Genomic DNA, 26850 nt, shown 5'->3' with positions numbered 1-26850 from the left:
ATGAGTAAGCCATCTGTAAATGTAAACCCAAAAAAAAGTTTTATTGACCGTAAGTTTAAATATTTAATTGGATTTATGCTGCTGATTATTTTCGGACTAGCAGGCTTCTATTGGAAAAAAACCTCATCCAAACCCGCAGAGGAATATAGCCAATGGAGTAAACCTGTACCCGTGCGAACTGTGCCAGTACAACGACAAGATTTACAGGTTGAAATCAAAGCAATTGGTACAGTCATTCCTACGCATACTGTGAATGTACAAAGTCAGGTTGCTGGGGTTTTACAGCAGATTTATTTTAAAGAAGGTCAAACCGTAAAAAAAGGACAGCTCCTTGCACAAATTGATCCAGCGCCATTTCAGGTCGCACTTGCACAGGCTGAAGGAACACGGCAGCAGAATTTAGCACAGTTGCACAATGCTGAAACAGAGTTGCAGCGCTATCAATTGCTGTTTAAACAAGATTCGATTGCGAAACAACAAGTAGAACAGCAATTGGCGCTGGTCAACCAGCTTAAAGGTCAGATACAGGCGAACAAGGCGCAAGTAGATGCTGCAAAACTACAGCTGTCTTATACTAAAATTTATGCACCTATTGAGGGGCGGGTTGGATTTAGACAGAAAGATGCTGGCAACCTTATTCAAGCCAATGAAAGTGCTGGTTTAGTCAGTATCACTCAAGTGCATCCAATTTTTGTGCAATTTGCAGTGGCAGAAAACCATTTAGTAAATCTGCGTCAATCCTTAAAAAATGGCGATAAGGTGTTGGCAAGTGCTTGGGATAAAACAGAACAAAAACAACTTGCGCTAGGGCATGTACAAGCAATAGATAATCAGATTGATATCAGTACTGGAACTTTAAAAATAAAAGCAATTTTTACAAATCAGGATGATGCTTTATTTCCAAATCAGTTTGTCAATGTGCGTTTAAAGACTCAAACCATTCAAAATGCAATCAGTATCCCGAGTGATGCCGTACAACATGGTGCAAAAGGCAGCTATGTTTATATTATCAATCCGCAAAACAAAGCCGAAATTCGCATGTTAAAACTGGGGATGACCTCAAATGGTCAAATTGAAGTTTTAGACGGATTAAAGGGGAGCGAAAAAGTAGTACTTGAAGGAATTGATCGTCTTTCGGAAGGCAAAGAAGTTCAAATTGTTGCAGAAAATCAACAGCCAATTTCTACGGCCAAGCCAACTGCTGGATAAATCATGAATATTTCACGATTCTTTATTTTACGTCCAGTCGCAACCACATTATTGATGTTAGCACTGCTGTTGAGCGGTTTCTTGGTTTGGCGACTGCTACCTGTCTCAGCCTTGCCACAGGTCGATTATCCAATTATTCAAGTCTATACTTTTCAACCTGGGGCTAATCCCGATACGGTACAACGCACAATCACCGCACCACTCGAACGAGAAATGGGCAAAATTGCTGGTTTAAAGCAAATGTCTTCCAGTAGTTCAGTGGGCGCATCTGTTATTACCTTGCAGTTTGAACTGAGCGCAGAGCTTGGTGTCGTTGAACAGGAAGTACAGTCAGCACTCAGTACCGCCAGCAGTAAATTACCTAATGATCTACCAGCACCACCGATTTATCGTAAAGTAAATCCGGCTGATGTTCCTGTGATCACCCTTGCCATCAGCTCAGAAACTTTACCATTAACAACAGTCTACGACATGGTGGATACTCGAGTTGCACAAAAGCTTTCTCAGCTTTCAGGTGTCGGGATGATTAGTCTTGCGGGTGGGCAACGTCCAGCAATACGCGTGCAAATGAATGCAGCGGCACTTGCTGCCTATAAAATGAGTGCTGAAGATGTGCGCTCCGCAATTAATTCTGCCAATGCAAATCAACCCAAAGGCAGTTTTGATGGACCATATCGCACCACCATGTTGGATGCCAATGATCAAATTCGTTCGATTGCAGATTATGAAAATCTAATTTTACGCTGGAACAATGGCGCACCGATACGTCTTAGAGATGTGGCAAAAGTCATAGAAGGGAGCGAAGATCGCTATATGGCGGCTTGGGCAGGCAGTCAAGCTGCAATCTTAGTCAATGTACAGCGCCAACCGAATGCCAATGTGATTCAAGTTGCAGATCAGATTAAGCAAATATTGCCTGAGCTAGAAAAGAATCTGCCTGAAAATGTCAAAATTCGAGTGTTAACCGATCGAACTGAGAGTATTCGCAGCTCCATTGATGATGTGCAAAAAGAATTGGTTTTTGCCGTGTGCTTGGTGGTGATGGTGACTTTTTTATTTTTAAGAAATTTATCCGCTACGATTATTCCCAGCATTGCCGTACCACTGTCGATTATTGGTACTTTTGTCGTCATGTATTTTTTAGGCTTTTCTGTCAATAATCTGACTTTAATGGCACTCACCATTGCGACAGGTTTTGTAGTCGATGATGCAATTGTGATGTTGGAAAATATTGCACGACATCGAGAGGCCGGCGAAAGCTTATTGCAAGCCGCGCTTAAAGGGTCTAAAGAAATCGGCTTTACCTTAATTTCCCTGACGATTTCCCTAATCGCAGTATTAATCCCATTACTGTTTATGGGGGATGTGGTTGGGCGTCTGTTCCATGAATTTGCTGTCACTTTAGCAGCAGCAATCGCAATTTCATTGGTGGTGTCACTCACATTGACGCCAATGATGTGCGCATATTTATTAAAAAATGCCAAACATTCCAGTTCAAACAGTCGCTGGAGTCTAGACCGAATTATTCAGCAATACGGTAAAGCTTTACAGTGGGTTTTTCGGCATCAAATACTGACTCTTGCGGTGATGTTGAGTAGCGTCATTTTAGCAGGTCTGTTGTATTGGATGATTCCCAAAGGCTTTTTCCCTGTACAGGACAGTGGGGTCATACAGGTGGTGACTGAAGCGCCTGATGATATTTCATTCCAAGCCATGAGTCAGCGTCAACAAGCACTCGCGGGGCAGATCTTAAAAGATCCTGCTGTGGAAAGTTTGTCTTCATTTATTGGTATAGATGCCAATAATCCAAAACTGAGTAATGGACGTATTTTAATTAATCTAAAGCCGCATGCTGAAAGAGATCCTGTAGATCAAATTATGGCACGACTTAGAGGACAGTTCGCTCAAGTTGAAGGGATTCAAGGCTGGATGCAACCAGTACAAGAGCTGAGTATTGAAGATAAAATAAGTCGTACTCAATATCAACTGAGTATAAGCGCTGCTAAAACGACAGATTTAGCCGAATGGACCCCTATATTTGTTGATGCTTTACGAAAACAACCTGAATTTGCACAAGTCACCAGTGAAGAGGGCGGACAAGGCTTACAAGCATTTATTGATGTCGATCGAGATGCTGCAGCACGTTTGGGTTTAAACATTGAAGATATCAGTTTAGCTTTACAAAATTTATTTGCGCAGCGCCAGATTGCAACTTTATACACGCAATCTAATCAATATCGTATTGTTTTAGAACTTGACCCAACATTCACTCAAGGTATAGATGCTTTAGGGCAAACCTATATTCACAATAAAAGTGGAGAGCCGATATTACTTAGTTCCGTTGCCAATATTGTGCAAAAACGCGTGCCTATTATTCTGCAACAGCAATCACAATTTCCAGCCAATGGGGTGTCTTTTAATCTTGCATCAGGGGTCGCGCTCGGGGATGCGATCAAAGCGATTGATCGCGTACAACAGCGTCTAAATCTACCAACAGAAGTCAAAGTAAAACTGCAAGGTGCAGCCGCTGCCTATGAGAGCTCGCAACAACATACTTTTTGGTTGGTGATTGCAGCAATAGTGACCATGTATATTGTGTTGGGCATTCTGTACGAAAGTTTTATTCACCCGATAACCATTCTTTCTACCTTGCCCTCTGCTGCAATTGGTGCTTTGTTGGCATTGTTTATGGTCAATCGACCATTGGACATGATTGCCTTGATTGGGATCATTTTATTGATTGGTCTGGTCAAAAAAAATGGCATCATGATGGTGGATTTTGCTTTGGCTGCACAACGTCATGACGGATTGTCAGCACAGCAAGCAATTTATCAAGCTGCACTAATGCGTTTTCGCCCAATTTTAATGACCACACTTGCGGCACTGGTTGGGGCAATTCCGTTGATGCTTGCATCGGGTTCAGGGGCAGAATTACGTCAGCCTCTCGGGATCGTTATGGTCGGTGGTTTGATTTTAAGCCAAGTCCTGACGTTATTTACGACACCAGTGGTTTATTTATTTTTTGATCGACTGCAATATTCATTGCAACACACCAATTCAGATTTATCGGTAGATGATTTACCCGCAGAGCATGATACGACAAGGAGAGAGTTTTGACTTTTCTCTCGACCTTTATTCACCGACCTGTTGCGAGTATTTTACTGGGAATCGCAATTGTATTATTGGGGATATTGGCCTATTTTCGCTTACCTGTAGCCGCTTTACCACAGGCAGATATTCCAACGATTGTGGTGCGAGCAAGTTTACCAGGCGCAAGTCCTGAAAGCATGTCTGCCACCGTGGCGACGCCGTTAGAGCGTGCCATGATGGGCGTTTCAGGGGTAAAAGCGATTAATTCTTCAAGTAATCAAAGCGCAACCCAAGTGGTTTTGCATTTTGATTTAAACACTGACATCAATGAAGCCGCCAGAGAGGTTCAAGCTGCAATCAATGCTGCGATGTCACAGCTGCCTTCTGGAATGCCAAGCCCTCCTGAATATTTCAAGATCAATCCAAGCCAGAGTCCAATTTTTTATTTGGCTTTGAGTTCAGAACATCTTTCTGCGGGCAAACTCTATGAAATTGCCAGCAATCAGTTGCAGCCGAATCTTGCGCAAATTAATGGGGTTGGTGAAGTTGTCATTGACGGGGCGTCTATGCCAGCTGTGCGGATTCGGCTCAATCCAAATGCCTTGATTTCACAAGGGGTATCTTTGGAGCAAGTTCGTGAAGCGATTGTAAAAAGTAATATAGTACAAGCCTTAGGGGTAATTGAAACTGAACAGTTGCGTTGGCAAGTTGAGCTTCCAAGTCATTTAAAAAAAGCGGGTGATTTTGCCAATTTGATCGTACATCAAAATGGTCAGACCGTTGTCCGTTTAAAAGATGTGGCTGAGGTACAGGATTCGGTCGAAAACCGTTATGTAAGTGGTTTTCACAATGGTAAACCCGCGGTCATTATCAAAATCAGCCGTCAGCCCAATGCAAATACCGTTGCCACAATTGAAAAGATCAAAGAAAAACTACCAGAGTTAAGCAGATTAATTCCAGCAGATTCACAACTGACCACAGTGATGGATGGATCGGAAATTATTCGGGCAGGCTTAAATGAGGCAAGGGATACTTTATTATTTTCCATGCTTTTGGTGATTATTGTGGTTGCTCTGATGTTAGGTCGTCTGCAAAGTGCTCTTGTACCAAGTATTGCTTTGCTGGTGACTTTGATTGGCGCATGCAGTCTGGTTTATCTCGCTGGATTTTCATTGAATAACTTGTCGATTATGGCGGTGATTGTTGCGATTGGACTTGTTGTTGATGATGCAATTGTGGTTTTGGAAAATATAGAACGTCATATAGAACAGGGTGAACAGCCTATACAGGCTGCCTTAAATGGTATTCGAGAAGTCGGTCTGACCTTGCTGGCAATGAATTTGGCTTTGGTGGTGATCTTTATTTCCGTGCTATTTATGGGTGGTGTAATCGAACGATTATTTAGGGAGTTTTCTTTAACACTGATTTTTATCATTATTTTATCTGTATTTGTCTCCCTAGTCCTTACGCCAAGCTTATTTGCACGCTGTTTAAAACCATTGGAGCGTTATCAACACCAGGCTTTATATCGCTATAGCCATCGTTTGATGCAAGGCTTGAGTCAGCTTTATTTACATTCACTGAAATGGATGATTAAACATGGTTATTTGGTCATTCTGCTATGGGGCGGTGCAATCGCTGCTTCTGTATATGTCTATCAAACATTACCCAAACGGGTATTACCTGAGCAAGATACTGGACGGGTTGAAGCTTTTATTCGGGGGGATGACGGCTTCTCCTTTCAAATTATGCAACCCAAAATCGCCACCTTTAGTGAAAGTCTATTAAAGGATCCCGCAGTCAAAGATGTGATTGGTACGTCTGGTGGTGCTGGCGGAATCACCAATTCTTTTTTAATGGTGAGTTTAAAACCCAAAGCAGAGCGAGATGGCAAATCTTCACATGAAATTGTAGATAGAATTAAAAAAAATGCCCCATGGCTGGCAGGTGCGATTTTTTCTGCACAAGTCAAACAGGAGCTAGAATTGGATGATCCATTTTCAAGTGGAAGTGGGCAAGATTATTTGTTGTTACTGCAATCTGATGATGTTGCGTTGCTACGTCAGTGGGTACCTAAAGTTGCTCAGGCAATGCAGAAGCTTCCAGAGTTAGAAGAAGTTGAAACCATGGGCGATGAAGGTGCCCAGCATGTGACTTTAGACATAGACCGTGAAGCAGCACGTCGTTTGGGTGTGGATATAGACAATATTTCAAGCGTACTCAATAACTCATTTTCGCAGCGCCAAATTTCGACTATTTATGATCAAACCCAACAGTTTTATGTGGTGATGGAAGTCGATAAACACTTTACTGAACACCCTGAAGCGCTGGCAAATGTACGCATTCCAAACCAACAAGGCATTGCTGTACCACTCAGTAATTTTGCCACATGGTCTTATGGCATCACCAATGATCGGGTTTATCGACGCAACCAATATGCCGCAATGGGGATTGGTTATGTGGTTAAACAAGGCTATAGCTATGAACAAGCGGATGCAGCTATTCGTAGTGTCTTACCCGAAGTCATGTTACCCAATGAAATTTTTATCATGACAGATAAAGATGTCGAGGCAGAAAGTTTGCAGGCTGGTTTATCTACGCCGTTACTTGTCTGTGTGGTGATCTTACTTATTTATATCGTTCTCGGGGTTACCTATGAAAGTCTACTTCATCCATTGACAATTTTATCGACAGTACCCGCAGTGGCTTTGGGGGCTTTGTTGACCTTATGGTTATTTAATTTCCAATTCACCTTAATTGCACTCTTGGGCATGTTTTTATTGATCGGAATTGTTGTAAAAAATGCCATTCTTTTAATTGATTTTACTTTATTAGAAAGAAGAGCAGGCAAGACTGCATATCAGGCTATTTTATCTGCCGCAGCACTTCGTTTCCGTCCAATTCTGATGACCAATACTGCCGCGTTACTGGGTGCAATTCCACTGGCACTTAGCTGGGGAGAAGGGGCAGAGCTACGTCAGCCTTTGGGGGTGGTCATTGTAGGTGGTTTAGCCTTGGGTCAATTGTTGACATTGTATACAACGCCTGTCTTGTATTTGGTGTTGGAAAAATGTGCTGAATCTTGTTTGAAATTAAAAAATAAATACGCACTTCATTGAGGTAAATAGGAAAATATAATGCAGAGTTTAATCATTAAAAATGTCATGTGCCTTAGTGTGCTCTTGATATTGACTGCATGCAATTCTACTGTTGTGTTGCATCCGCCTGAATATAAAGTGCCAGTCCTTCAAACGGATGATCATTATAAATATGCTGTTTTAAATTGGAAAAAAACCTCAAGCTTAGACGTCAATGCCAACACTTGGTGGGAAATCTATCAAGACCCTATTCTCAGTCAATTGATGCAACAATTGAATCAAGAAAATTTGAGTCTGAAACAAGCTGAAGCACGCTATCAACAAGCCAATGCCTTACTTGAGCAGCAACGCGCTAACCGTTTGCCAAGTTTAAAGTTAAATGGTTCTGCACAACGGAGTGGAACAAAGGACAGTACGCCAAACAACCAATTTACGACGGGTGTTCAGGTCAGTTGGATTCCTGATTTATGGGGCAGAGTCGCCAAAGCGATTGAAGGACAACAGGCAAATTTAGAGGCTTCACAGGCTGACTTAGCCGCAGTCAAACTCAATCAACAATTATTGGGCACAGAAACCTATTGGAATATCCGAGTACTGGATGCACAATTGGATGTTTTACGACAAACCCAACACAGTTATCAGCGTTCCGTCAAAATTTTAAATAACCAATATGTTGCTGGAATGATCGCGCGCGCGGATGTGATACAGGCTGAAACACAGCTCAAACAAGTGCAAATCCAGCAGATAGAAATCCAGCGGCAACGTGATTTACAAGAAAATATTTTAGCTGTGGTACAAGGTAAAACAGTTGCTCAATTTCAATTGGCCAAACAGGAACAGCACTTTCAAGTTCCACTATTACCCACTCAGTTACCAAGTCGGATGCTGATCCAGCGTCCTGATGTAATCCGTGCTGAACGTGAATTGGCGGCAACACATGCCCAATTGGGCTTGGCTCAAACAGCATGGTTACCTGATCTCAGTATTGGTTTAACGGGTGAATTAAATAGCCGTGTGTTGAGTCAACTGTTTCAAGCACCACAGTATTTGTGGTCGACGGGCTTACAAACAACGGCATTGATATTTGACGGTGGAAAACGTAAGGCTGAGATTGCACAAGCACAAGCGAGTTATGCTGAAAAAGCAGCAGCGTATAGACAGGCTGTTTTAACGGGCTGGAAAGAGGTGGAAGACGCGCTTTTACAGTCATCCAGTTTTAAACAGCAACAATCTGAGCAGGCTCAACTATTTAAACTTGCTTTAGAAAATGAACAAGTTGTAACTCGTCGCTATAATGCCGGCTTAGTCAGTTATTTAGAGGTGGTTACAGCACAGAATTTAACCTTACAGGCGGAACAGGCAACTTTACAGCTCAAGCAGTTGCAGTTAAAAAATACAGCCCAACTGATTGCAGCCTTAGGTGGCAATATAAGTTGAAGGCACGATGTAAAAACTTAAGTGACTTGGCTTAAATCTTTGAATAGCGTATTTGAACATTACTGATTTAAAAGCTTACACACTTTAAAATCTTACATGCATTTTAAAGTGTGTAAGCTAAGCAGTCTAAACTATTGTTATTGAAAACTTTATGTATTTAAAAGCTGTGTTTGATTGATTAAGTTTAATGTTGTTTTTTAATCATTATTTAAAATAAATAGCACCATTTTAGATGTATAGCAGGCTCTAAAATTTAGTATGCACTATGAAAGCGCAAGTTAATACTTGTGATTTGTCAGACAATTTTATTGTTAAAGTGTTATTTATGTCACATTTATGTGTATAATCAGCGAAATTTATACCTTGATTTGATTTTGAAATGGTAAAGCTTGTAACTTTTTTCGTGTTGAGTAGTGTGATATTTCTAGGCTATTTTTCTTATGTCGATTCGCAACAAAAAAAACAACAAGAAATGCAAGATATTATCAAAGATGCGAATTTAACCATTCGGAAAATTGAGTCTAATCCTAATAATCACAATCATCTCAAACTAAGTAATACTGTGATTTGATTTAGGCACTGTATATCCTTAAAGCATTAAACTTCTGAGTTCACATGAATTGGATGACTAAAAGCGTCAGATTGATAAAATTATTTAAACTGTATGTTATAATTTGTAATATGTAATCGATAACGACCGTTAAACCTTCTAGAAAACGAAAGCTGCTAATCTGCAGCTTTTTTAATTCAAGTTTTTTATCGGAAATGTCATTTTGGTATGTTTATTGAATGCTGAATTATGGCCTTAATTGACGGCATTTAGCATTTTTTAAATGAACTCGATTTTATCAACGAATAGCTCAAACTTAACAGGGGCTCAACAATGACGAATCCAAATCCTTCAGCGGGTTTGCTTGAACGCTTATTTAAACTGAGCGAAAACAAAACAACGTTTAGAACCGAAATACTGGCAGGTTTAACGACATTTTTAACAATGTGCTACATCATCATTGTTAACCCATTGATTCTTTCAGAAACAGGTATGGATCATGGCGCCGTATTTGTGGCAACGTGTTTGGCCGCTGCGATTGGTTGTTTGGTCATGGGGGTTGTTGCAAACTATCCGATTGCACTTGCACCAGGTATGGGACTGAATGCTTATTTTACCTATTCCGTTTGTTTAGGTATGGGCGTTGAATGGCAAACCGCTTTGGCTGCTGTATTTGTTTCCGGACTTGTCTTCATCGCAATTAGCATGTTTAAAATCCGTGAAGCCATTGTCAATGCGATTCCAATGTCATTGAAATTTGCAATCGGTGGTGGTATTGGATTATTCCTTGCACTGGTTGCATTGAAAAACTCAGGCATTATTGTTGCAAATCAAGCAACTTTGGTGGGTTTGGGCGATTTAAAACAACCTACAGTTTTACTGACATTACTGGGTTTTTTCCTGATCGTGATTATGCACCACTATAAAATTCGTGGCGCAATTATTATCAGTATTTTAGCGGTCACTGGTATTGCAACAGCTTTAGGTTTAAATGAATTTAAAGGGGTTGTTGGTTCAATCCCTTCTATTGCACCAACATTCATGCAAATGAATTTTGAAAACTTATTTACGGTAAGTTTAGTGGGCGTGATTTTCGTATTTTTCTTGGTTGATTTATTTGACTCAACTGGAACATTGGTCGGGGTTTCACATCGTGCTGGTTTATTGAAAGATGGTAAATTACCACGTTTGAAAAAGGCGCTATTTGCTGATTCAACTGCAATTGTTGCCGGTGCTGCTTTGGGTACATCATCAACAACGCCTTATATTGAGTCATCGGCGGGTGTTGCTGCAGGCGGACGTACAGGTTTAACTGCAGTTGTTGTTGGTATTTTATTCTTAGCGTGTTTATTTTTAGCACCACTGGCACAATCTGTTCCTGGATTTGCGACTGCTCCAGCATTATTATTCGTTGGTGTGTTGATGATTCAAGGCATCATCAATATTGAATGGGATGATATTACAGAGGCAGTTCCAGCATTTTTAACCATTGTATTTATGCCATTTGCTTATTCTATTGCAGACGGTATTGCAATGGGCTTTATCAGCTATGCATTGGTTAAATTATTTACAGGTAAAGCAAAAACAGTTCCATATATGGTTTGGATCATTGCTGTGCTTTGGGTGATTAAATTCGTTGCATTTGGTGGTTAATAAATTTAAGTAAGAAAAGGGTGTAAACTCAAGTTTGCACCCTTTTTTGTTTTAATCAGATTGAAATGAATCCAAGCGATTTGGATGATTGAAATTTAATTTAATAAGTTTGAGGAAAAACGTGAATAGATTAGAACTTATTCGTGCCTTACCCAAGGCAGAACTCCATGTACATATCGAAGGCACGTTTGAGCCTGAGCTGATGTTTGCGATAGCTCAGCGTAATCAAATTGATATCCCGTATAAATCTGTAGAAGAAGTCAAACAAGCATATAACTTTCATAATCTACAGTCTTTCCTTGATATTTATTATGCAGGTGCCAATGTACTGATCAATGAACAAGACTTTTATGATTTAGCTTGGGCATATTTTGAAAAATGTGCAGAGGATAAAGTTGTACATACTGAAATGTTCTTTGATCCACAAACACATACCGACCGTGGGGTTGCCTTTGAAACGGTGATCAATGGCCTACAGCGTGCATGCGATGATGCTCAAACAAAGTTGGGTATAAGCTCTCATTTGATCATGTGTTTCCTACGTCACTTAAGTGAAGAAGCAGCATTTGAAACGTTAAAGCAAGCCTTGCCATATAAAGATCAAATTATTGCTGTAGGTTTAGATTCAAGCGAAGTTGGGCATCCACCAGCTAAATTTGAACGAGTTTTTGCTCAAGCACGTAAAGAAGGTTTCTTGGTGGTTGCGCATGCGGGAGAAGAAGGGCCTGCTGAATATGTCTGGGAAGCTTTAGATTTATTAAAAGTAAACCGTATTGACCACGGGGTGCGTTCAGAAGAAGACCCAGCACTGATGCAACGTTTAATTGCAGAAAAGATGCCTTTGACTGTTTGCCCACTGAGCAATTTAAAATTATGTGTGGTGGATGATATGGCACAACATAATATTCACCGTTTATTGCAAAAAGGTGTGCATGTGACTGTCAATTCAGATGACCCATCGTATTTTGGTGGCTATATGAATGATAATTTTATTTCGATTGCTGAAGCGCTAGATCTTTCCAATACAGAGTTAAAGCAATTGGCAAAAAATTCATTTGAAGCATCATTTATTTCAAATGAAGAAAAGCAAAAATGGAACAATCAAATTGATCAATTGGCTTAAATCAAGCTATATTCTTTAAGCCTATAAAAGCAGTGTGTGAACACTGCTTTTTTTTCATGAGGAAAATAGAATGAAATTTTTAACAAGTTTAACCTTATTCATTATTTTACCTGTGACTGTTGCATGTGCTGATTCAAGCACAGAAACGATTACGCATAAGATGTTAAAACCTTTAATCGAACAGCAGTGTGCCAGTGAATTAAAAGCGTCAAAGATTTGGCAAGTATCCTCATTTTTATGGACAGCTGCACAACAGCAACATGCACAGCAAAAAATCTGTGGCTGTGTCAGTGAGAACGCTTTGAATGATGTCCCTGCTAAACAGCTGGTTATGGCAACGTTTAATGAAGCTGCAAAAAATAAGCTGATTCAACAAGCGGTGATGAATAGTTTAAAAGGTTGTGCAAAGGAAGCATTAAAGTAAAGATCTAGAATTTAAGCAGCATAAATTTAAACCACAATAAAAATATAAAAAAGCACACCGTTTTGATGTGCTTTGCTAGATTTTTTAATTTATGTTCGACTAACCTTGTCGTGTCATACTTTTCAATACATTGTCTTTATCAATGAAATGGTGTTTGAGCGCAGCCAGAACATGTCCGACAAGAAGTAAGCCTGCAGCCCATGAAATATAAATATGTAAAGGTTTTACAATCGCTGTTAAATCGGGGTTATCTTGTACAAGTCTTGGAATCTCAAATAAGTACAATACAGGCACGGGATGACCAGCACTCCAGCTGAATAAACATCCTGTGATTGGCAATGCCAATAACATGAAATATAAACCCAAATGACCTAAATGAGCCAAAGTTTTCATCAATGGTGACATGGTTTCAGGTAGTTCAGGTGCAGGGTGGGTGTAACGCCAAAAGATACGGATAATCACCAAAAAGATAATCACCGATGCAATATTCTTATGTAAGGTAATGACATCACCTTTAAACGGCCCATCGACATCATAGCTTAAAAAATTGCCACTATAAAAACCAATGACCCAAGCGGTAATAAAGATGATTGCCATAATCCAGTGCAACCATTGTGCTGTCCTTGTATAGTATTGTGATTTTTGTTGCATGACACAGATTCCGATTTAATTTAGTGCTTATAATATGGATTTTATTAAAAGAAATCAGTTCTAAAAACTCAACGTATTGTTTTAAATTTGCAACGCTTAAAGCAATAATTGTGAAATATTTATCCATTTAGCGTCTAATGAGGTGATTATTCAAATTTTTAGTTTAATCCAAGTATAAGTTTAGGCAAAATAGCCCAGCTTTATCTCATAAAAAGGAAAAAATTGTGAAAAAACGCGTTGTCTTTCTTGCTTCAATCGCTTTAGCTCTATCGGCTTGCGCGACCAATGACCCAACAGGTGCTGCAGCAGCGTCAACAACTCAGCAGTTAGGTGGTGTTGCGCTTAAAATTGCGATCAATGCGAAATGCACAACTGAACTGAATAATTTACCTGCTTGGAAGACTGCAACAAAAGTTATGACTGCAGATCAGAAAAACAACGTACAAAGTGAAATTTGTGGTTGTGTCAGTGAAAAGGCACCACAAAGTGTCAGTACTGTAGATTTGGCAACAGCTGCTTTAGACCCTCAAGCGCGTGCTACGATTGTTTCAAATGTGGTGACAAAAACAATTAATGCATGTGTTGCTGAAGCGATGAGATAATTGCATTAGAGCCTCAAAGGCATATGAATTTATTGATACAGATTTTTCTATATTGATAAATTCATGGTCTTAGGAGTGATGCTGTTTTCTTTATCTGGCGTCATTCACTCGAAGCAAAATATTCTAAATTTTGATCAGCCGATTGAATTTATGTAGAAAGAAAAGGGCTTTCAATCTGTCATCATTTCAAGGTAATGATGTATAAACTCAGATAAAACCTGTTGAGCTTCTTTTATGATAGGAAAGAAAATGTTAGTTGCTGGTGTAGATGAAGCAGGACGAGGTCCATTGGTTGGCTCTGTGGTCGCGGCTGCAGTAATTTTAGATCCAAACAAGCCAATTCAAGGCTTAAATGATTCTAAAAAATTAACTGAAAAAAAACGTGAAAAGTTATTTATTGAAATTCAGGAAAAAGCGATTGCTTGGGCAATTGCTGAAGCAACACATCAAGAAATTGATGAGCTGAATATTTTACAAGCTTCATTATTAGCGATGCGACGTGCTGTAGAGGCACTTAAAACGGTACCCGAACATGTGCTTGTAGATGGCAATAAAGTTCCTAAAGGCTTAAGCATGAGCTGTGATGCGGTGGTAGGCGGGGATGCTTTACATGCTGAGATCAGTGCGGCAAGTATTTTGGCAAAAGTAACGCGTGATCATGAAATGGTTGAGTTAGACAAGCAATATCCGCAATTTGGTTTTGCAAAACATAAAGGTTATCCAACCAAAGCGCACTTTGAAGCCATTGCTGAACATGGTGTGATTGATCAACATCGTCGTAGCTATTCACCAGTCAGAAAAGCACTAGGTCTTGAATAAAACGGATGATGTTTTTTACTGATCAATAAAAATTTAAAGCGGCTTAAAAGCCGCTTTAGTTTCCAAAACCACTATAATCTTAACGATTATAGGTGTTTTGCGAATTATCATCTTCAAAAGAAGGCTGATAATCTTGATCAATATGTTGCAAATGCTCGTGCATAGCACGCTCATGTTGAATACGTTGATAAATTTCTTCGCGATGTACAGAAACTTCTTTTGGGGCATTTACACCAATACGAACTTGGTTGCCTTTAACACCAAGCACAGTAACACTGACTTGATCCCCAATCATCAAAGTTTCTCCGACACGGCGGGTCAGAATCAGCATGTTTATCTCCTTGCTTAAACGCTAAACCTGCGATGAATTTCTAAAAACTAGAAAACACAACTTTAAATAGCACCGATAATTTTAACAGAATAATGTGACAAGTTTTTCATTTTCACATTGCTCTATTGAAATTTCTCTAAAACCTCAAAACTAATATAACAGAGCCACTATAGAAAACACTATAGTGGCTCTGATTTTTTCTTGGTCAAAACAGCGAATAAGTAGCTATATTTGATCAAAAATTATGCACGCGCACTCGATTCGCCATGTTCACGGTCTAAACCGAAGGCTGTATGGAGTGAACGAACCGCAAGTTCTAAGTAATTTTCTTCAATAATCACAGAAATTTTGATTTCAGAAGTTGAGATCATCAGGATATTAATCCCTTCATCTGCAAGTGCAGTAAACATTTTACTTGCAACACCTGCATGAGAACGCATACCTACGCCAACAATTGACACTTTAACAATGTCATCACGCGTAGCAACTTCACGCGCACCAATCGCTGTAGCCGTTTCTTCTAGGATTGCTTTGGCTTTTTTAAGTTCACCACGATTCACGGTAAAAGTGAAGTCAGTTGTGCCATCTTCTTCAACGTTTTGGATGATCATATCCACTTCAACGTTTGCAGCACCAATAGGCGATAAGATTTTAGACGCAATACCTGGTTCATCAGGTACACCTAAAATTGTTAATTTAGCTTCGTCACGGTTAAATGCGATACCAGAAATAATTGGCTGTTCCATATTGTCTTCCGCTTCAGTAGTGATTAGTGTTCCGACATTGTTTTTGAAATCTTCGTCGAATGCGCCATCATTGTCATTATCAAAACTTGATAATACGCGTAAAGGCACTTGGTATTTTCCTGCAAATTCAACAGAACGAATTTGCAATACTTTAGAACCGAGAGATGCCATTTCAAGCATTTCTTCAAATGAAATACGATCAACTTTTTTTGCTTTAGGTGCAACACGGGGATCAGTGGTATAAACCCCATCCACATCTGTGTAAATCTGACATTCATCTGCTTTTAATGCCGCAGCAAGTGCAACACCAGAAGTATCAGAACCGCCACGGCCTAAAGTTGTTGTATTGCCATCAATGTCGAAACCTTGGAAGCCTGCAACAACAATGACACGACCTGCATCCAAATGATTTGTCATCACATCTGTATCAATAGATTCGATACGGGCTTTGGTAAACGCGCTGTCAGTTTTGATACCGACTTGGCGACCTGTGAGTGACTTAGCTTCAACACCAATTGAATTGAGCGCCATTGCTAACATTGAAATCGTTACCTGTTCACCCGTAGACACCATTTGGTCTAGTTCACGAGGATCAGGGGTTTCGGTAATGGCTTTCGCTAAAGCCAATAAGCGGTTTGTTTCACCACTCATTGCGGATACAACCACTACAACCTTGTGGCCGTGGTCATGCCAACGCTTTACACGACGAGCAACATTTAAAATGCGCTCGGGAGTACCCATAGAAGTACCGCCATATTTTTGAACGATTAATGCCATAGTTGTTCCATATAAGCCATGACCCTAATCGGCATTAGGGTCAGTTACACAAAAGGTGAAGTATTATTTTTGAGCAAGCCAAGCAGTTAAATCTGCCATCACTTGTTCAAACTTCTCGTTTAGTGGCGCGCCACCTTGTGCTAAGTCAGGTTTACCACCACCTTTACCACCAAGCTCAGTTGCTAAGTGTTTGATGATGTCACCCGCTTTTAGATTTGCAGTGAAATCTTTAGCTACAGATGCGATAAGACTAACTTTGTCACCTTCTACAGCCGCAAGCACAATCACTGCATTATCTAATTTTGATTTGACACTGTCATGAAGATGACGAACAGACTTCGCATCTTGTCCTTGAACTGTGGCAATAAGTGTTTGGCGACCCGCAATTTCCGTCACTTGACTGATTAAATCAGAGGCTTGGAAATTCGCCAATTTTTGATTCAATTGCTCAATTTGTTTTTGCAATTGATGTGCTGTTTCAAGCGTTGATTGAACTTTTTCAACAGTTTGATCTTTCTGTGCTTTTAATAAATCGTTGATATGCAAAATATCTGCATCAAATTTTTGAACGATTTCAAGCGCTTTGGTACCCGTAACAGCTTCAATACGGCGAACACCTGCTGCAACACCACTTTCAGAGGTGATTTTAAACAGACCAATATCGCCAGTGCGTTTTACATGAATACCACCACAAAGTTCAATAGAGAAATTTTTCTCATCTTGGATTGAACCCATAGAAAGTACACGAACTTCATCACCATATTTTTCACCGAACAACATCATTGCGCCTTTTTCTTTTGCTGCATCGATGTCTAAAAGTTCAGTAGAAACGGCGGTATTTGCAATTACTTCGCGGTTTACAATACGTTCAACCTGTTGAATTTGTTCGAATGTCACCGGTTGGTCATTGGCAAAGTCAAAACGTAAAATGTCAGAAGCGACCAACGAACCTTTTTGTTGTACGTGCTCGCCCAATACTTGACGTAAAGCAGCATGTAAAAGGTGAGTTGCAGAGTGATTGCGTGCAGTTGCTTCACGAAGATCCGCTTTTACAATTGCTTCAACATTTTGAGTCGCTTTTAGGCTTCCCATTGTCACGATACCTTGATGGACAAAAGCGCCACCAGATTTTTTAGTATCTTGAACTTCAAAAATACCAGTATCGTTTTTGAACAGACCTGTATCACCAATCTGACCACCGCTTTCTGCATAGAACGGTGTTTGGTTCAATACGATTAGTGCTTCATCGCCTTCAACGACTTCATCAACTTGTACGCCATCTTTATAGATCGCAATAATTTGACCTTGACCTTGAGTTGCTTCATAGCCATCAAACTGAGTTTCGCTATCTACTTTCACAATGCTGTTATAGTCAACAGCAAACTTGCCTGCATCGCGTGCACGTTGACGTTGTGCTGCCATTTCAACTTCAAATCCAGCTTCGTCAATTTCCAGTTCACGTTCACGTGCGATATCTGCGGTTAAATCAGCAGGGAAGCCATAAGTGTCGTAAAGTTTAAAGACGGTTTTGCCCGGAATGGTTTTACCTTTGAGGTTGGCTAACTCACCCTCAAGCAGTTTTAAACCTTGTTCAAGCGTTTTCGCAAACAATTCTTCTTCACGAATCAAAGCCGCTTCAATCACATTACGACGTTGTTCAAGCTCAGGATAAGCAGTGCCCATGGCATCGATTAATGGTTGCAACATTTTGTAGAAGAATGTACCCGTTGCGCCCATTTTATTACCATGACGTACTGCGCGACGAATAATACGACGCAATACATAACCACGACCTTCATTTGAAGGGTTAACGCCATCTGCAATCAAGAAGCAGCATGAACGTGCATGGTCTGCGACCACTTTAAGTGAAGCAGGGTATTCAATAGGTTTATTGTTTGCTTGTGCAGTTGCAACCGCTTCAGATGTATCAACACCAATAATTTCAGCAGCAGACTTTAATAGGTCTTGGAATAGGTCAATTTCATAGTTTGAATTGACATGCTGTAAAACAGCAGAAATACGTTCCAAGCCCATGCCTGTATCTACAGATGGTGCAGGAAGATTATGCAGTACGCCATCAGCAGTGCGGTTAAACTGCATGAAAACGTTGTTCCAGATTTCAATAAAACGGTCGCCATCTTCTTCTGGTGTGCCCGGTAAGCCACCCCAAATATGATCGCCATGGTCAAAGAAAATTTCAGAACAAGGACCACATGGGCCAGTATCACCCATTGCCCAGAAGTTATCAGAAGCGTATTTTTCGCCCTTATTGTCACCAATACGGATAATACGATCTGCAGCTAAGCCAATTTCTTTGTTCCAAATGTCAAACGCTTCATCATCTGTATGATAAACAGTGGCGTATAATTTATCTTTAGGGAGTGCTAACCATTCTTCGCCTGTAAGGAAATCCCAAGCAAAACGAATCGCGTCACGCTTAAAGTAATCACCAAAAGAGAAGTTACCTAACATTTCAAAAAATGTATGGTGACGTGCTGTATAACCGACATTATCTAAGTCGTTGTGCTTACCGCCTGCACGGACACATTTTTGCGACGTCGTTGCACGAACATAGTCACGTTTTTCTAATCCAAGGAAACAGTCTTTAAACTGGTTCATCCCTGCGTTGGTAAAAAGCAGAGTAGGGTCATTGGCAGGTACAAGTGAACTTGACGCGACACGTGTATGTCCTTGCGATTCAAAGTAGCGCAAAAATGCTTCACGTATTTCAGCAGTTGTCATAAAACGAGTACTCACAACCAAGTCACTCCTTAATTTTCGTATTGGCTAAAAGTGCGTTGCTGAGTCTGATTTTTGCGCTCAGTCACCACACGGGCTTATTTTTAAAAACGCCAAAGTATAACGGAAAATGTAGTGTCCACCAATGATTTTAAGGTGAATTATTGGTATTTCTATACATTTTCAACTTTCGTCTGGGGTAAATTTTGGTTGTATAAATTTAAAACATAGCCACATTGCCATTATCGAATTTAAGCTTGCTTAAAAAGGATCAATACTTAAAAAGTTATGATGCTGAAATTTATATACTTGACCATTAAATTTAAGCGTTTGTTGTTGCTTATATTGTTTTTTTACCGAAGTGCAGGTTTTATAGTTGGTTTTGGTCTGGTTTTTGGTTTCTTTTAAAATCATGTCCTGTAAGCCATGTGTCGTTTTATTTGATAAAATGAGGATACTTCTGACCTCTGAATTACTATTCTCTGGACAGTTTCCAATTCGTTCATCGCCGCTATCATTCATACTGATACCGCCAATTTCTTTGATGGGTTGTTTAGGATTAACTTTAAATAAAGTTAAATTACTGTGACTATAAGTGAAACCACCTTGATGCGACGATGAAGTTTCAATACCCACGACATCAATATCAGTTAATGTTGAAAAACGGGTCGTATGGAGTTGTGCACCATCATAATGATCTGCATCTGAGTAAAAAGTTTCTGGTGCTTTATACTTTTGCAGAATTTTACCCTGATAAGAATCAATTAAGTATAAATTTAGATCATGTTCCATATCATCATAAGATTTATAAGCAATCGGTTGACTGATCGCAATAAGCTGAATTTTTTGTTGATTGTCTAAATGGATACAGCTTTGATATGTTTTGGCTTCAGTATTGGCAAAACGTGGGTTGGTTAGTTTAAATTTTTGAATTAAAGAGTCTTGTAATTGTTCTGAGCAAGTTTGATAAGGTGCTGCAAAACTATTTCCAGCAATCAAAAGCAGTGCAGTGTTTAATACAATTTGTAATGTTTTCATGATCTAACCTTTTTAATTGCAAAATTTAATCAAATTCCAAAGTCTAAAAAATTAAGATGTTTAAAACGATATTTTTTCCCATCGAATTTCATAATATGGTTTTGTTTTTTGACGATACGGTGGGTTTTACAGTTTTTCTCATCAAGCGTTATACGTTCGGATTTTTCAGTTAATTGAATATCTGCTAAACCATGACTTTGCTGTTTTAATGGATTAAGCAAAATTTGAGTCTCGGTTTGTACATCAGTTTCACATCTAGACGGCGTATTACCACCTGAAAAATTAGTCATAAAATTATCTAAGACGAGCTGAACTTTAGCAGCATTGATTTGAAATAGTTTTAATTCACGAATTGTATAATACATTCCTCCAGAATGCCCATAAGTTAAGGCCAATCCAATAACATGAGTATGAGGAGTTTTAGAGTAAGGATTGATATCAAATTTTAAATTTTCAAACTGACTGGCATCGGAAGAGATGGTTTTTGGATAAGTATAATGATTTAAAATTTTTGAAGATGCGGTATCGATCAAATATAAATTCAAATCATAATCCGCAAATTCAGATTGCATAGCAACAGGATTGCTGATTGCAATAATCTGTTGGTGTTTACTGATCGTTAAGCAGGTTTGGAATACAGGATAACGTGCATCTAAATTTTGTTGTGTGTTTAAGTTGAATTTTTGAATGAGTTGTTGAGTCAGTGTTTCTGAGCAGTTTGAATAGAGATTTTGTGCATGTGTTGGTTGTGTATATAGAAAGGCTAGTAAAATCATGCAGTAAAGATAAAATAATTGATTGAATTTAAAAATATTTTTAATGGATGGATACATTTATTTTTATCCTAGCTGAATTAAAAAATTATTTTTGAGAAATTTTTATGACTAAATAAAGCATATTCTAACAGTAGTCACGCTAAATCTTATAACATATAGCGCATAAAGTAGTTTGGCTGTAAAAGGACATCTGATGCAACGTGTGGCAATAAACGGATTCGGGCGAATTGGACGGAATGTATTACGCGCTTGGTTTGAAAATCCGAAAAACTTCCATTTTGAAATTGTTGCCATTAACGATATTGCAGATGTTGAAACGCTGGTTCATTTATTTAAATACGATACTACCCATGGCCGCTTTGACGGTGCAGTGAATATTGTACAAGAACATGGACAGCTTTATATGTCGATTGACGCGCGACAAATTAAACTGAAAGTGCAAATTTTAAGACAAGCCAATCCTGAATTATTGCCGTGGAAAGATTTAAATATTGATGTTGTTTTAGAATGTACAGGGCTGTTTCGTTCAAGAGCCGCTGCAACGCAGCATATAACAGCAGGTGCAAAACGCGTCATTATCGGTGCAGCACCTTTTGATACTGTTGATGCTGCCATCGTTTATGGGGTAAATCATCATGATGTTAAAGCTAGTGATCAAATTATTTCGGGTGTGTCATGTACCACACAGGCTTTAGTTCCTTTGGTCAAAATTATTGATGATGCATTTGGAATTGACAGTGCATTAATGACTGAAATACATGCGGTCACTGCGGATCAATCTGTATTGGATCATGCACATCGAGATTTACGCCGCGCACGTGCTTCAGGACAAAATATTATTCCAACTACATCTTCTGCTTTGGGTGCATTAAAACAAGTCATGCCCAAAATGGAAAACCGTATTGATGGTTTTTCAATTCGTGTACCAACAATTAATGTTGCCGCCATTGATTTAACATTTATTGCTAAAGCGCCTGTAACAGCTCATTTAATTAACCAAATCTTAATTCAAGCAGCAAAATATGATTATGCTGAAATTATGTCTGTCACAGATGAGCAATTGGTTTCAAGTGATTTTAATCATTCACCTTATTCACTGATTGTTGATCTGAATCAAACCATGGTCGTGGGGCAACAGGCGAAAGTGTTTGCTTGGTACGATAACGAATGGGGCTATGCAAATCGCTTGTTAGATTTGTGTGAATCATTTTATTAATCTAATATTTATCAGACTGTGATGAAAAATTCATGGATTATTATAAATATTCATCACTTTAAAATAACTTTAATGACTTGAGTTTAATCAAGACGAAGATTGACGTGTTTTGTTGGGGGGTAAATGATGTTTTATATATATTTGGTTATTGTGATTCTTTATCTGGCCATGATGTTTGTGATTTGGCAAATGGGAAAGTTAAAGAAAGAAAACCTTGAATGGCTTAAGCATGTGCAGAATCATGGGCAACAGATCCATGCACAAGAGCAACATCTCAAACAGGCCTTACAAATTATGCAAGATTTGGCTAAAAAAATGCATATACAGCAGCAAGTTTTAGACAATACCTCAACACGTTTGACTCAAGTTGAGTTTCAAAACGCTGAATTAATTAAAATATTACAGCAAAATTCAAAACCTTAATTGAGGTTTTGAATTGCATCAAGTCAGGGATATTGGCTATTCAGATCACTTAAAGCATAAAGTATCGCAAGATCCCTGTTGCAATAATACTGATCAGTACGGTGGGTAATAATGAAAAATAACAAGCTGCGAACAGTGTGATGATAATTGCAATCAAGTTGGCTGGTTGGTCCGTAACAAAGTAGGGGGCAATCACTGAAATCAAAACACAGCCGGGAATAACCTGTAAAATTCGCGTGGTTCTTTTGCTGAGGTGTTTATTTTTTAACAGTAAATAACCTAAGATTCGAGTTAAATAGGTTGTTAATCCTACACAAACAATGGCGATGAACGTCGTCATATGAATCATTCTTCATCTCCAATCAGTAAAAAAGCAGCAAAAATTCCTGAAATAGAACCAATCAATACATACCAGCCTTTGGGTAGATAATAATAGGCCAGTGCGGCCGCGATCAGACTAATCAACCAAGGCAGTGCGGGTTTAAAGCCTTTCCACATTCCGCGTAAAAGCACCAGAAAAACTGCGGGGAATGCCATGTCAAAACCAAACTTTGTGACATCACCAAGGAAAGAACCAATGCCGACTCCCATCGTGGTAAAAACCACCCACATAACATATAACGCAAAACAAAGGCCGATATAAAAAAACACACTAAATCCTGCATAGGGATTGCGAGGGTTTTGTTTGTGTGAATCCGTAATGCTAAGGGCCCAACTCTCATCACACATAAAAAATAATAATGGAAGGGCTTTACGATTGGGCAAATGTCGAATATAGGGTGCTAAACTTGCACCCATTAAAATATGGCGGCTGTTGACCAGAAAAGTGATCAGAATTAAAAACAACAATTGAGGTGGCTGCGTCCAGACTTCAATAATGGCGAACTCAGAACCACCAGCAAAATTGAGTCCTGTTAACAATGGAACTTCTAAGGCAGAAAATCCTTTTTGCGCTGCTTGTGTTCCTAAAACCAGTGCAAAAGGGATAATACCCAGTAGCATTGGAATAGAGGTTTTAAGCCCACGTACAAACTCTCTAAATTCAATTGAATAGGTCAGTTCAGTCGTAGTGTTCTTAAAACTTAACATGAGTCGCTCAATGGTCGCTAAAACAAGGTGATTTTTATTTTATGCCAAATGATTCGCTATATTTCGCTAAACTTGCTGCCTGTAAAATAATTTTTGCAATATTATTGCTGGAATATGTTATTTTTTGGTTTTATCTACTATAAATAATTTTATGAAATTGGATCAGATAGATCGGCGTATTTTGTGTGCATTACAACGTAATGGAAAACTACAAAATAATGAATTGGCAGAACAGATAGGTTTATCCGCTTCACCTTGTTTAAGACGAGTAAAGCAACTGGAGGATGAGGGGATCATTGACCAATATGTTGCATTGGTCAATCCACACAAAGTAGATCTTAGTTTGACAGTCTTTGCACGAATTTGGTTAAAGAGTCAGGATGAACAAGCGGTCAATCGATTTATCGAAAGCATTATGAATATTTCTGAAATTGTTGAATGTCAACTTATGGCAGGTGATTGTGATTTTTTCTTACGTATTGTGGTTTCTGATTTAGAGGCATATCGTAAATTCCAAATTAATCATTTAAATAAAATTCCAGGGATCCAGAATGTCAAAACTGAAATCCCTTTACAGAAGATTAAACAGACCACAGCCTTACCGCTGGATTAGTTTTTTTGATTGCTTTCGAATAACTTTAAATATTTTATCGGCACTTGTTCAGTTAACCAAACCCCATTTTCAGCACAATAAAATCGGAAACCATCTTGATGCATCTGTTTGGTGTCTAGGATGAAAATGATGACTTTGCCATGTCGTTGTCCCACTTTTTGTGCTGTGACTAAATCAGCAGATAAATGCACATGATGACGTTCACCTGAAATTAAGCCTTTTTCTAAAATACTGTTGACAAAGCGAGTTGCTGTGCCATGAAAAAGTGTATCGGGCGGCGTGATAGCAGCATACTCACGTTGAACCTGAGCACTAGAGTGACCTTGTACTGCGCGGATTTTACTTTGGTCAGGTGAGAGCTGGAAGCGTTTTTTATCACTGCTTTCAACAACCTCAATCAACTCTACGAGTTTAAGCGGTCTTTTGTGTTTGATCATTTGCTGCAAAAGGATATGTACATCCGTCCAGCCTTCGGAGTCGAGTTGGATTGCAATGGTTTCTGGTTGATGCCGAAGTACTAAACTTAGAAATTTGCTATGTTCGCGTAATGTTTTTTCTGAAGATTTCATTTGTTATTCTTACATGATATGGATTTGGGTGTAAAAATTAAGGCTGAGTTTCAATTGCTCTTACGACACTATCTACTGAATATTGTCCCCATTCAGAGAGTTGCTCGATAAATAAATTGATTGCATGACTATCAAAATGCGCAACCAGCATATAGCAAGCGGAACCACAGACTTTATAGCAACTTTCAATTGACTCAAATTGAGCGATAAATGCTTCAAACTGTTCAAATTCATTATTCTGCATCATCACACGTATAAATTGTGTAGATTGATGCTGTAGTGTAATCGTATATTTCTGAATCGTTCCTTCATCTTGCATTCGCGCAATGCGACTTCCTACAGCTTGCCCTGTACGGTGTACTAATTTTCCGATCTCTTTATTGCTTAAGCGAGAATCAGTTTTTAATATTTTTAAAATTTTGAGGTCAATTGGGTCATTTGGCAACATAGTGAATTGAACAAATTTTCAGTTTGAAAGTTTCTAATCGATTATTCTTTCATGAGTGACTGCAAATCGCCAGCTGTTTTGATTAATCTTATAAAAACATCAACACAAGGGTTAGGGATACACCATGAGTCAAACAGCATTATTAGTGATAGACGTACAAAACGATTATTTTCCTCAAGGGAAGATGGAGTTGTTCTGTGCGGAACAGGCTTTAAAACACATCAATCGTTTGGAAGATCTATTTATAAAGCGTGAGCAGCCGATTATTTATATACAGCATATTGCCAATCAACCCAATGCTACATTTTTTCAAGCAGGAACGTCGGGTGTCGCACTACATTCGGGTTTACGCGTTAAGGCTGATTCAATTGTGATTGAAAAACATTATCCCAATAGCTTTTTTCAAACCACTCTAAAAGCAGAATTAGAGCGACTGAATGTTGATAAATTGGTGATTAGTGGCATGATGACGCATATGTGTGTTGATGCGACGTCACGTGCAGCGGCAGAATTTGCTTATCAACCGATGATCATTGCAGACGCTACAGCGACGCGTCAATTGAGCTATTCAGGCAGAACGGTTGAGGCAGAAGATGTACAAACAGCCTGTTTGTCAGCCTTTCAAATGTTTTCACAAGTGGTCAGTATCGAGGACTATTTAAAATAGTTGAAAGAGTTAAAATAACAGGGAAGTACAGCGATTCGATTTTGTACTTCCCTTTAAATCTGAATAAAAATTTATGCTTGGTTTAAGAAACCTTCTTTGATTTTTTCAGGTAAGCCTGTATGCCACCATGTATAAATGGAGGATTTTATTTCTTCATCTTGTTCAGGATCATTGAAAGGTTCATCATCTTCACGAATCAATTCATCGCCTTCAAATTTAAACCAGAATTCCCACGGGTCATCATCCCCACAACCCCAAGCCAGTGTGTGAATTTCAGGGAGCAATGCTTTTAAGAAAAGTAAGATTGCTTCGATAAACTCATCACCCGAAGAACCATGCACAAAATGGGCAACTGAATAGCCTGCAATGGTGTGTAATGTTTCAGGACCCAAATCAAACTCAATATTGTCAACTGTATTTAAAAGATCTTCTGCAAGTTCTTGCCCCAATTGTGAATTTAGCTCAACTGCAACAGCAATAAATTTGTCTTGTGCACCGCGATGCTCTTGAAATAAACGGCCTAGCTTTTGCATGATTTCCGTATTTGGATGCGTGTAATATAAGTTGCTATGTAGTTCCATACTTCCCCAGTTTTTAGTATTTCAGTTGCTTTAAATAGATGCTGTTTTTCTAAACGAATAAATTATATTTTCAACAACGCAAATAGCAATCAACACTTGTGTGAAAAGTTAAATAAATACAAAGAATTGAAGTGGGATAGTGTGTAATAGATGGTTTTTTGCCTAAATTATGCATAAGTGG

At 39.0% G+C, this 26850-nt stretch carries 24 protein-coding genes; 13 read left to right on the top strand and 11 right to left on the bottom strand.

Going from position 1 to position 26850, the window contains the following annotated elements; genetic code table 11:
- From PYV58_RS13020 to PYV58_RS12990, 7 genes are all read left to right on the top strand, one after another.
- Nucleotides 1–1209: an efflux RND transporter periplasmic adaptor subunit gene (locus tag PYV58_RS13020; protein ID WP_004820785.1), complete on the top strand. Its 1209-nt coding sequence runs from the start codon at nucleotides 1–3 to the stop codon at nucleotides 1207–1209.
- Between the two features lie 3 nt (nucleotides 1210–1212).
- Complete coding sequence (locus PYV58_RS13015) at nucleotides 1213–4326, top strand: multidrug efflux RND transporter permease subunit (RefSeq protein ID WP_275059539.1); 3114 nt, start codon at nucleotides 1213–1215, stop codon at nucleotides 4324–4326.
- Nucleotides 4323–7418 (top strand): efflux RND transporter permease subunit, encoded by a 3096-nt coding sequence (locus PYV58_RS13010; RefSeq protein ID WP_034611936.1) that lies wholly within the window; start codon nucleotides 4323–4325, stop codon nucleotides 7416–7418. The genes PYV58_RS13015 and PYV58_RS13010 overlap by 4 nt, the downstream gene beginning before the upstream one ends.
- A gap of 18 nt (nucleotides 7419–7436) precedes the next feature.
- Nucleotides 7437–8834: an efflux transporter outer membrane subunit gene (locus tag PYV58_RS13005; RefSeq protein ID WP_034611940.1), complete on the top strand. Its 1398-nt coding sequence runs from the start codon at nucleotides 7437–7439 to the stop codon at nucleotides 8832–8834.
- An 883-nt stretch (nucleotides 8835–9717) separates the two neighbouring features.
- Nucleotides 9718–11037 (top strand): NCS2 family permease, encoded by a 1320-nt coding sequence (locus PYV58_RS13000; protein ID WP_004820795.1) that lies wholly within the window; start codon nucleotides 9718–9720, stop codon nucleotides 11035–11037.
- Between the two features lie 121 nt (nucleotides 11038–11158).
- Nucleotides 11159–12160, top strand: coding sequence for an adenosine deaminase (locus tag PYV58_RS12995; RefSeq protein WP_004721186.1), 1002 nt, complete (start codon nucleotides 11159–11161; stop codon nucleotides 12158–12160).
- Between the two features lie 70 nt (nucleotides 12161–12230).
- Nucleotides 12231–12584 (top strand): hypothetical protein, encoded by a 354-nt coding sequence (locus PYV58_RS12990; protein ID WP_034611944.1) that lies wholly within the window; start codon nucleotides 12231–12233, stop codon nucleotides 12582–12584.
- 99 nt (nucleotides 12585–12683) lie between these two features.
- Here the strand turns inward: PYV58_RS12990 and PYV58_RS12985 are convergent, their stop codons facing one another.
- The gene (locus tag PYV58_RS12985) at nucleotides 12684–13235 is read right to left on the bottom strand and encodes a cytochrome b (RefSeq protein ID WP_004721181.1); all 552 of its coding nucleotides are present in this window, start codon (nucleotides 13233–13235) and stop codon (nucleotides 12684–12686) included.
- 224 nt (nucleotides 13236–13459) lie between these two features.
- Between PYV58_RS12985 and PYV58_RS12980 the strand changes: the two genes are divergently transcribed.
- On the top strand, nucleotides 13460–13837 hold the full coding sequence (locus tag PYV58_RS12980) for a hypothetical protein (protein WP_004820799.1): 378 nt from the start codon (nucleotides 13460–13462) through the stop codon (nucleotides 13835–13837).
- Nucleotides 13838–14086: 249 nt separating this feature from the next.
- Entirely contained in the window at nucleotides 14087–14656 is a 570-nt protein-coding gene (gene rnhB, locus PYV58_RS12975) for a ribonuclease HII (RefSeq protein WP_004820802.1), read from the top strand.
- A 79-nt stretch (nucleotides 14657–14735) separates the two neighbouring features.
- On the opposite strand, the gene csrA is transcribed toward rnhB, so the two are convergent.
- From csrA to PYV58_RS12950, 5 genes are all read right to left on the bottom strand, one after another.
- On the bottom strand, nucleotides 14736–14987 hold the full coding sequence (gene csrA / locus PYV58_RS12970; protein ID WP_004721174.1) for a carbon storage regulator CsrA: 252 nt from the start codon (nucleotides 14985–14987) through the stop codon (nucleotides 14736–14738).
- Between the two features lie 242 nt (nucleotides 14988–15229).
- Nucleotides 15230–16510: an aspartate kinase gene (locus tag PYV58_RS12965; protein ID WP_004721171.1), complete on the bottom strand. Its 1281-nt coding sequence runs from the start codon at nucleotides 16508–16510 to the stop codon at nucleotides 15230–15232.
- 63 nt (nucleotides 16511–16573) lie between these two features.
- A complete protein-coding gene (alaS, locus tag PYV58_RS12960) occupies nucleotides 16574–19267 on the bottom strand; it encodes an alanine--tRNA ligase (protein ID WP_171077779.1) in 2694 nt (897 codons plus the stop codon).
- A 243-nt stretch (nucleotides 19268–19510) separates the two neighbouring features.
- Nucleotides 19511–20287, bottom strand: a complete 777-nt coding sequence (locus PYV58_RS12955; RefSeq protein WP_034614507.1) for a hypothetical protein — start codon at nucleotides 20285–20287, stop codon at nucleotides 19511–19513.
- Between the two features lie 29 nt (nucleotides 20288–20316).
- Entirely contained in the window at nucleotides 20317–21063 is a 747-nt protein-coding gene (locus PYV58_RS12950; protein ID WP_227504246.1) for a hypothetical protein, read from the bottom strand.
- 193 nt (nucleotides 21064–21256) lie between these two features.
- On the opposite strand from PYV58_RS12950, the gene PYV58_RS12945 reads away from it, so the two are divergent.
- Nucleotides 21257–22279, top strand: coding sequence for a type I glyceraldehyde-3-phosphate dehydrogenase (locus PYV58_RS12945; protein WP_034614513.1), 1023 nt, complete (start codon nucleotides 21257–21259; stop codon nucleotides 22277–22279).
- A 123-nt stretch (nucleotides 22280–22402) separates the two neighbouring features.
- Nucleotides 22403–22702 carry a hypothetical protein gene (locus tag PYV58_RS12940; protein ID WP_227504247.1) on the top strand — a complete coding sequence of 100 codons (300 nt, stop codon included), beginning with the start codon at nucleotides 22403–22405 and terminating at the stop codon, nucleotides 22700–22702.
- Between the two features lie 49 nt (nucleotides 22703–22751).
- Here the strand turns inward: PYV58_RS12940 and PYV58_RS12935 are convergent, their stop codons facing one another.
- Both PYV58_RS12935 and PYV58_RS12930 read right to left on the bottom strand, forming a co-directional pair.
- Nucleotides 22752–23051, bottom strand: coding sequence for an AzlD family protein (locus tag PYV58_RS12935; RefSeq protein WP_004721162.1), 300 nt, complete (start codon nucleotides 23049–23051; stop codon nucleotides 22752–22754).
- Nucleotides 23048–23791 carry an AzlC family ABC transporter permease gene (locus PYV58_RS12930; protein WP_004820943.1) on the bottom strand — a complete coding sequence of 248 codons (744 nt, stop codon included), beginning with the start codon at nucleotides 23789–23791 and terminating at the stop codon, nucleotides 23048–23050. The genes PYV58_RS12935 and PYV58_RS12930 overlap by 4 nt, the downstream gene beginning before the upstream one ends.
- 151 nt (nucleotides 23792–23942) lie before the next feature.
- Between PYV58_RS12930 and PYV58_RS12925 the strand changes: the two genes are divergently transcribed.
- On the top strand, nucleotides 23943–24404 hold the full coding sequence (locus PYV58_RS12925) for an Lrp/AsnC family transcriptional regulator (RefSeq protein WP_081401519.1): 462 nt from the start codon (nucleotides 23943–23945) through the stop codon (nucleotides 24402–24404).
- Here PYV58_RS12925 and PYV58_RS12920 read toward each other — a convergent pair.
- Together PYV58_RS12920 and PYV58_RS12915 are read right to left on the bottom strand one after the other, a co-directional pair.
- Nucleotides 24401–24973, bottom strand: coding sequence for an RNA 2'-phosphotransferase (locus PYV58_RS12920; protein WP_034614518.1), 573 nt, complete (start codon nucleotides 24971–24973; stop codon nucleotides 24401–24403). The two genes, PYV58_RS12925 and PYV58_RS12920, sit on opposite strands and share 4 nt — an antisense overlap.
- Nucleotides 24974–25010: 37 nt before the next feature.
- A complete protein-coding gene (locus PYV58_RS12915; protein ID WP_004820950.1) occupies nucleotides 25011–25421 on the bottom strand; it encodes an AsnC family transcriptional regulator in 411 nt (136 codons plus the stop codon).
- A 124-nt stretch (nucleotides 25422–25545) separates the two neighbouring features.
- Between PYV58_RS12915 and PYV58_RS12910 the strand changes: the two genes are divergently transcribed.
- On the top strand, nucleotides 25546–26088 hold the full coding sequence (locus tag PYV58_RS12910; RefSeq protein WP_034614520.1) for a cysteine hydrolase family protein: 543 nt from the start codon (nucleotides 25546–25548) through the stop codon (nucleotides 26086–26088).
- 71 nt (nucleotides 26089–26159) lie between these two features.
- Here the strand turns inward: PYV58_RS12910 and PYV58_RS12905 are convergent, their stop codons facing one another.
- Nucleotides 26160–26669, bottom strand: a complete 510-nt coding sequence (locus PYV58_RS12905; protein ID WP_034614523.1) for a hypothetical protein — start codon at nucleotides 26667–26669, stop codon at nucleotides 26160–26162.
- Nucleotides 26670–26850 lie beyond the last annotated feature (181 nt).

The organism is Acinetobacter sp. TAC-1 (assembly GCF_029025845.1).
Lineage (GTDB): Bacteria > Pseudomonadota > Gammaproteobacteria > Pseudomonadales > Moraxellaceae > Acinetobacter > Acinetobacter guillouiae.
Note: the sequence above shows the minus strand (reverse complement) of the source record. Positions and strands in the feature narration are given on the sequence as shown.

Bases quoted from the DNA above. Each gene is read 5' to 3' on its own strand.
- PYV58_RS12985 (WP_004721181.1), bottom strand. From the start codon at position 13,235: ATGCAACAAAAATCACAATACTATACAAGGACAGCACAATGGTTGCAC.
- PYV58_RS12950 (WP_227504246.1), bottom strand. From the start codon at position 21,063: ATGATTTTACTAGCCTTTCTATATACACAACCAACACATGCACAAAAT.
- PYV58_RS12930 (WP_004820943.1), bottom strand. From the start codon at position 23,791: ATGTTAAGTTTTAAGAACACTACGACTGAACTGACCTATTCAATTGAA.
- PYV58_RS12915 (WP_004820950.1), bottom strand. From the start codon at position 25,421: ATGTTGCCAAATGACCCAATTGACCTCAAAATTTTAAAAATATTAAAA.
- PYV58_RS12910 (WP_034614520.1), top strand. From the start codon at position 25,546: ATGAGTCAAACAGCATTATTAGTGATAGACGTACAAAACGATTATTTT.
- PYV58_RS12925 (WP_081401519.1), top strand. From the start codon at position 23,943: ATGAAATTGGATCAGATAGATCGGCGTATTTTGTGTGCATTACAACGT.
- PYV58_RS13020 (WP_004820785.1), top strand. From the start codon at position 1: ATGAGTAAGCCATCTGTAAATGTAAACCCAAAAAAAAGTTTTATTGAC.
- rnhB (WP_004820802.1), top strand. From the start codon at position 14,087: ATGTTAGTTGCTGGTGTAGATGAAGCAGGACGAGGTCCATTGGTTGGC.
- PYV58_RS13015 (WP_275059539.1), top strand. From the start codon at position 1,213: ATGAATATTTCACGATTCTTTATTTTACGTCCAGTCGCAACCACATTA.
- PYV58_RS12955 (WP_034614507.1), bottom strand. From the start codon at position 20,287: ATGAAAACATTACAAATTGTATTAAACACTGCACTGCTTTTGATTGCT.
- PYV58_RS13000 (WP_004820795.1), top strand. From the start codon at position 9,718: ATGACGAATCCAAATCCTTCAGCGGGTTTGCTTGAACGCTTATTTAAA.
- PYV58_RS12940 (WP_227504247.1), top strand. From the start codon at position 22,403: ATGATGTTTTATATATATTTGGTTATTGTGATTCTTTATCTGGCCATG.
- PYV58_RS12965 (WP_004721171.1), bottom strand. From the start codon at position 16,510: ATGGCATTAATCGTTCAAAAATATGGCGGTACTTCTATGGGTACTCCC.
- PYV58_RS12990 (WP_034611944.1), top strand. From the start codon at position 12,231: ATGAAATTTTTAACAAGTTTAACCTTATTCATTATTTTACCTGTGACT.
- PYV58_RS12905 (WP_034614523.1), bottom strand. From the start codon at position 26,669: ATGGAACTACATAGCAACTTATATTACACGCATCCAAATACGGAAATC.
- PYV58_RS13005 (WP_034611940.1), top strand. From the start codon at position 7,437: ATGCAGAGTTTAATCATTAAAAATGTCATGTGCCTTAGTGTGCTCTTG.
- PYV58_RS12920 (WP_034614518.1), bottom strand. From the start codon at position 24,973: ATGAAATCTTCAGAAAAAACATTACGCGAACATAGCAAATTTCTAAGT.
- PYV58_RS12945 (WP_034614513.1), top strand. From the start codon at position 21,257: ATGCAACGTGTGGCAATAAACGGATTCGGGCGAATTGGACGGAATGTA.
- PYV58_RS12935 (WP_004721162.1), bottom strand. From the start codon at position 23,051: ATGATTCATATGACGACGTTCATCGCCATTGTTTGTGTAGGATTAACA.
- csrA (WP_004721174.1), bottom strand. From the start codon at position 14,987: ATGCTGATTCTGACCCGCCGTGTCGGAGAAACTTTGATGATTGGGGAT.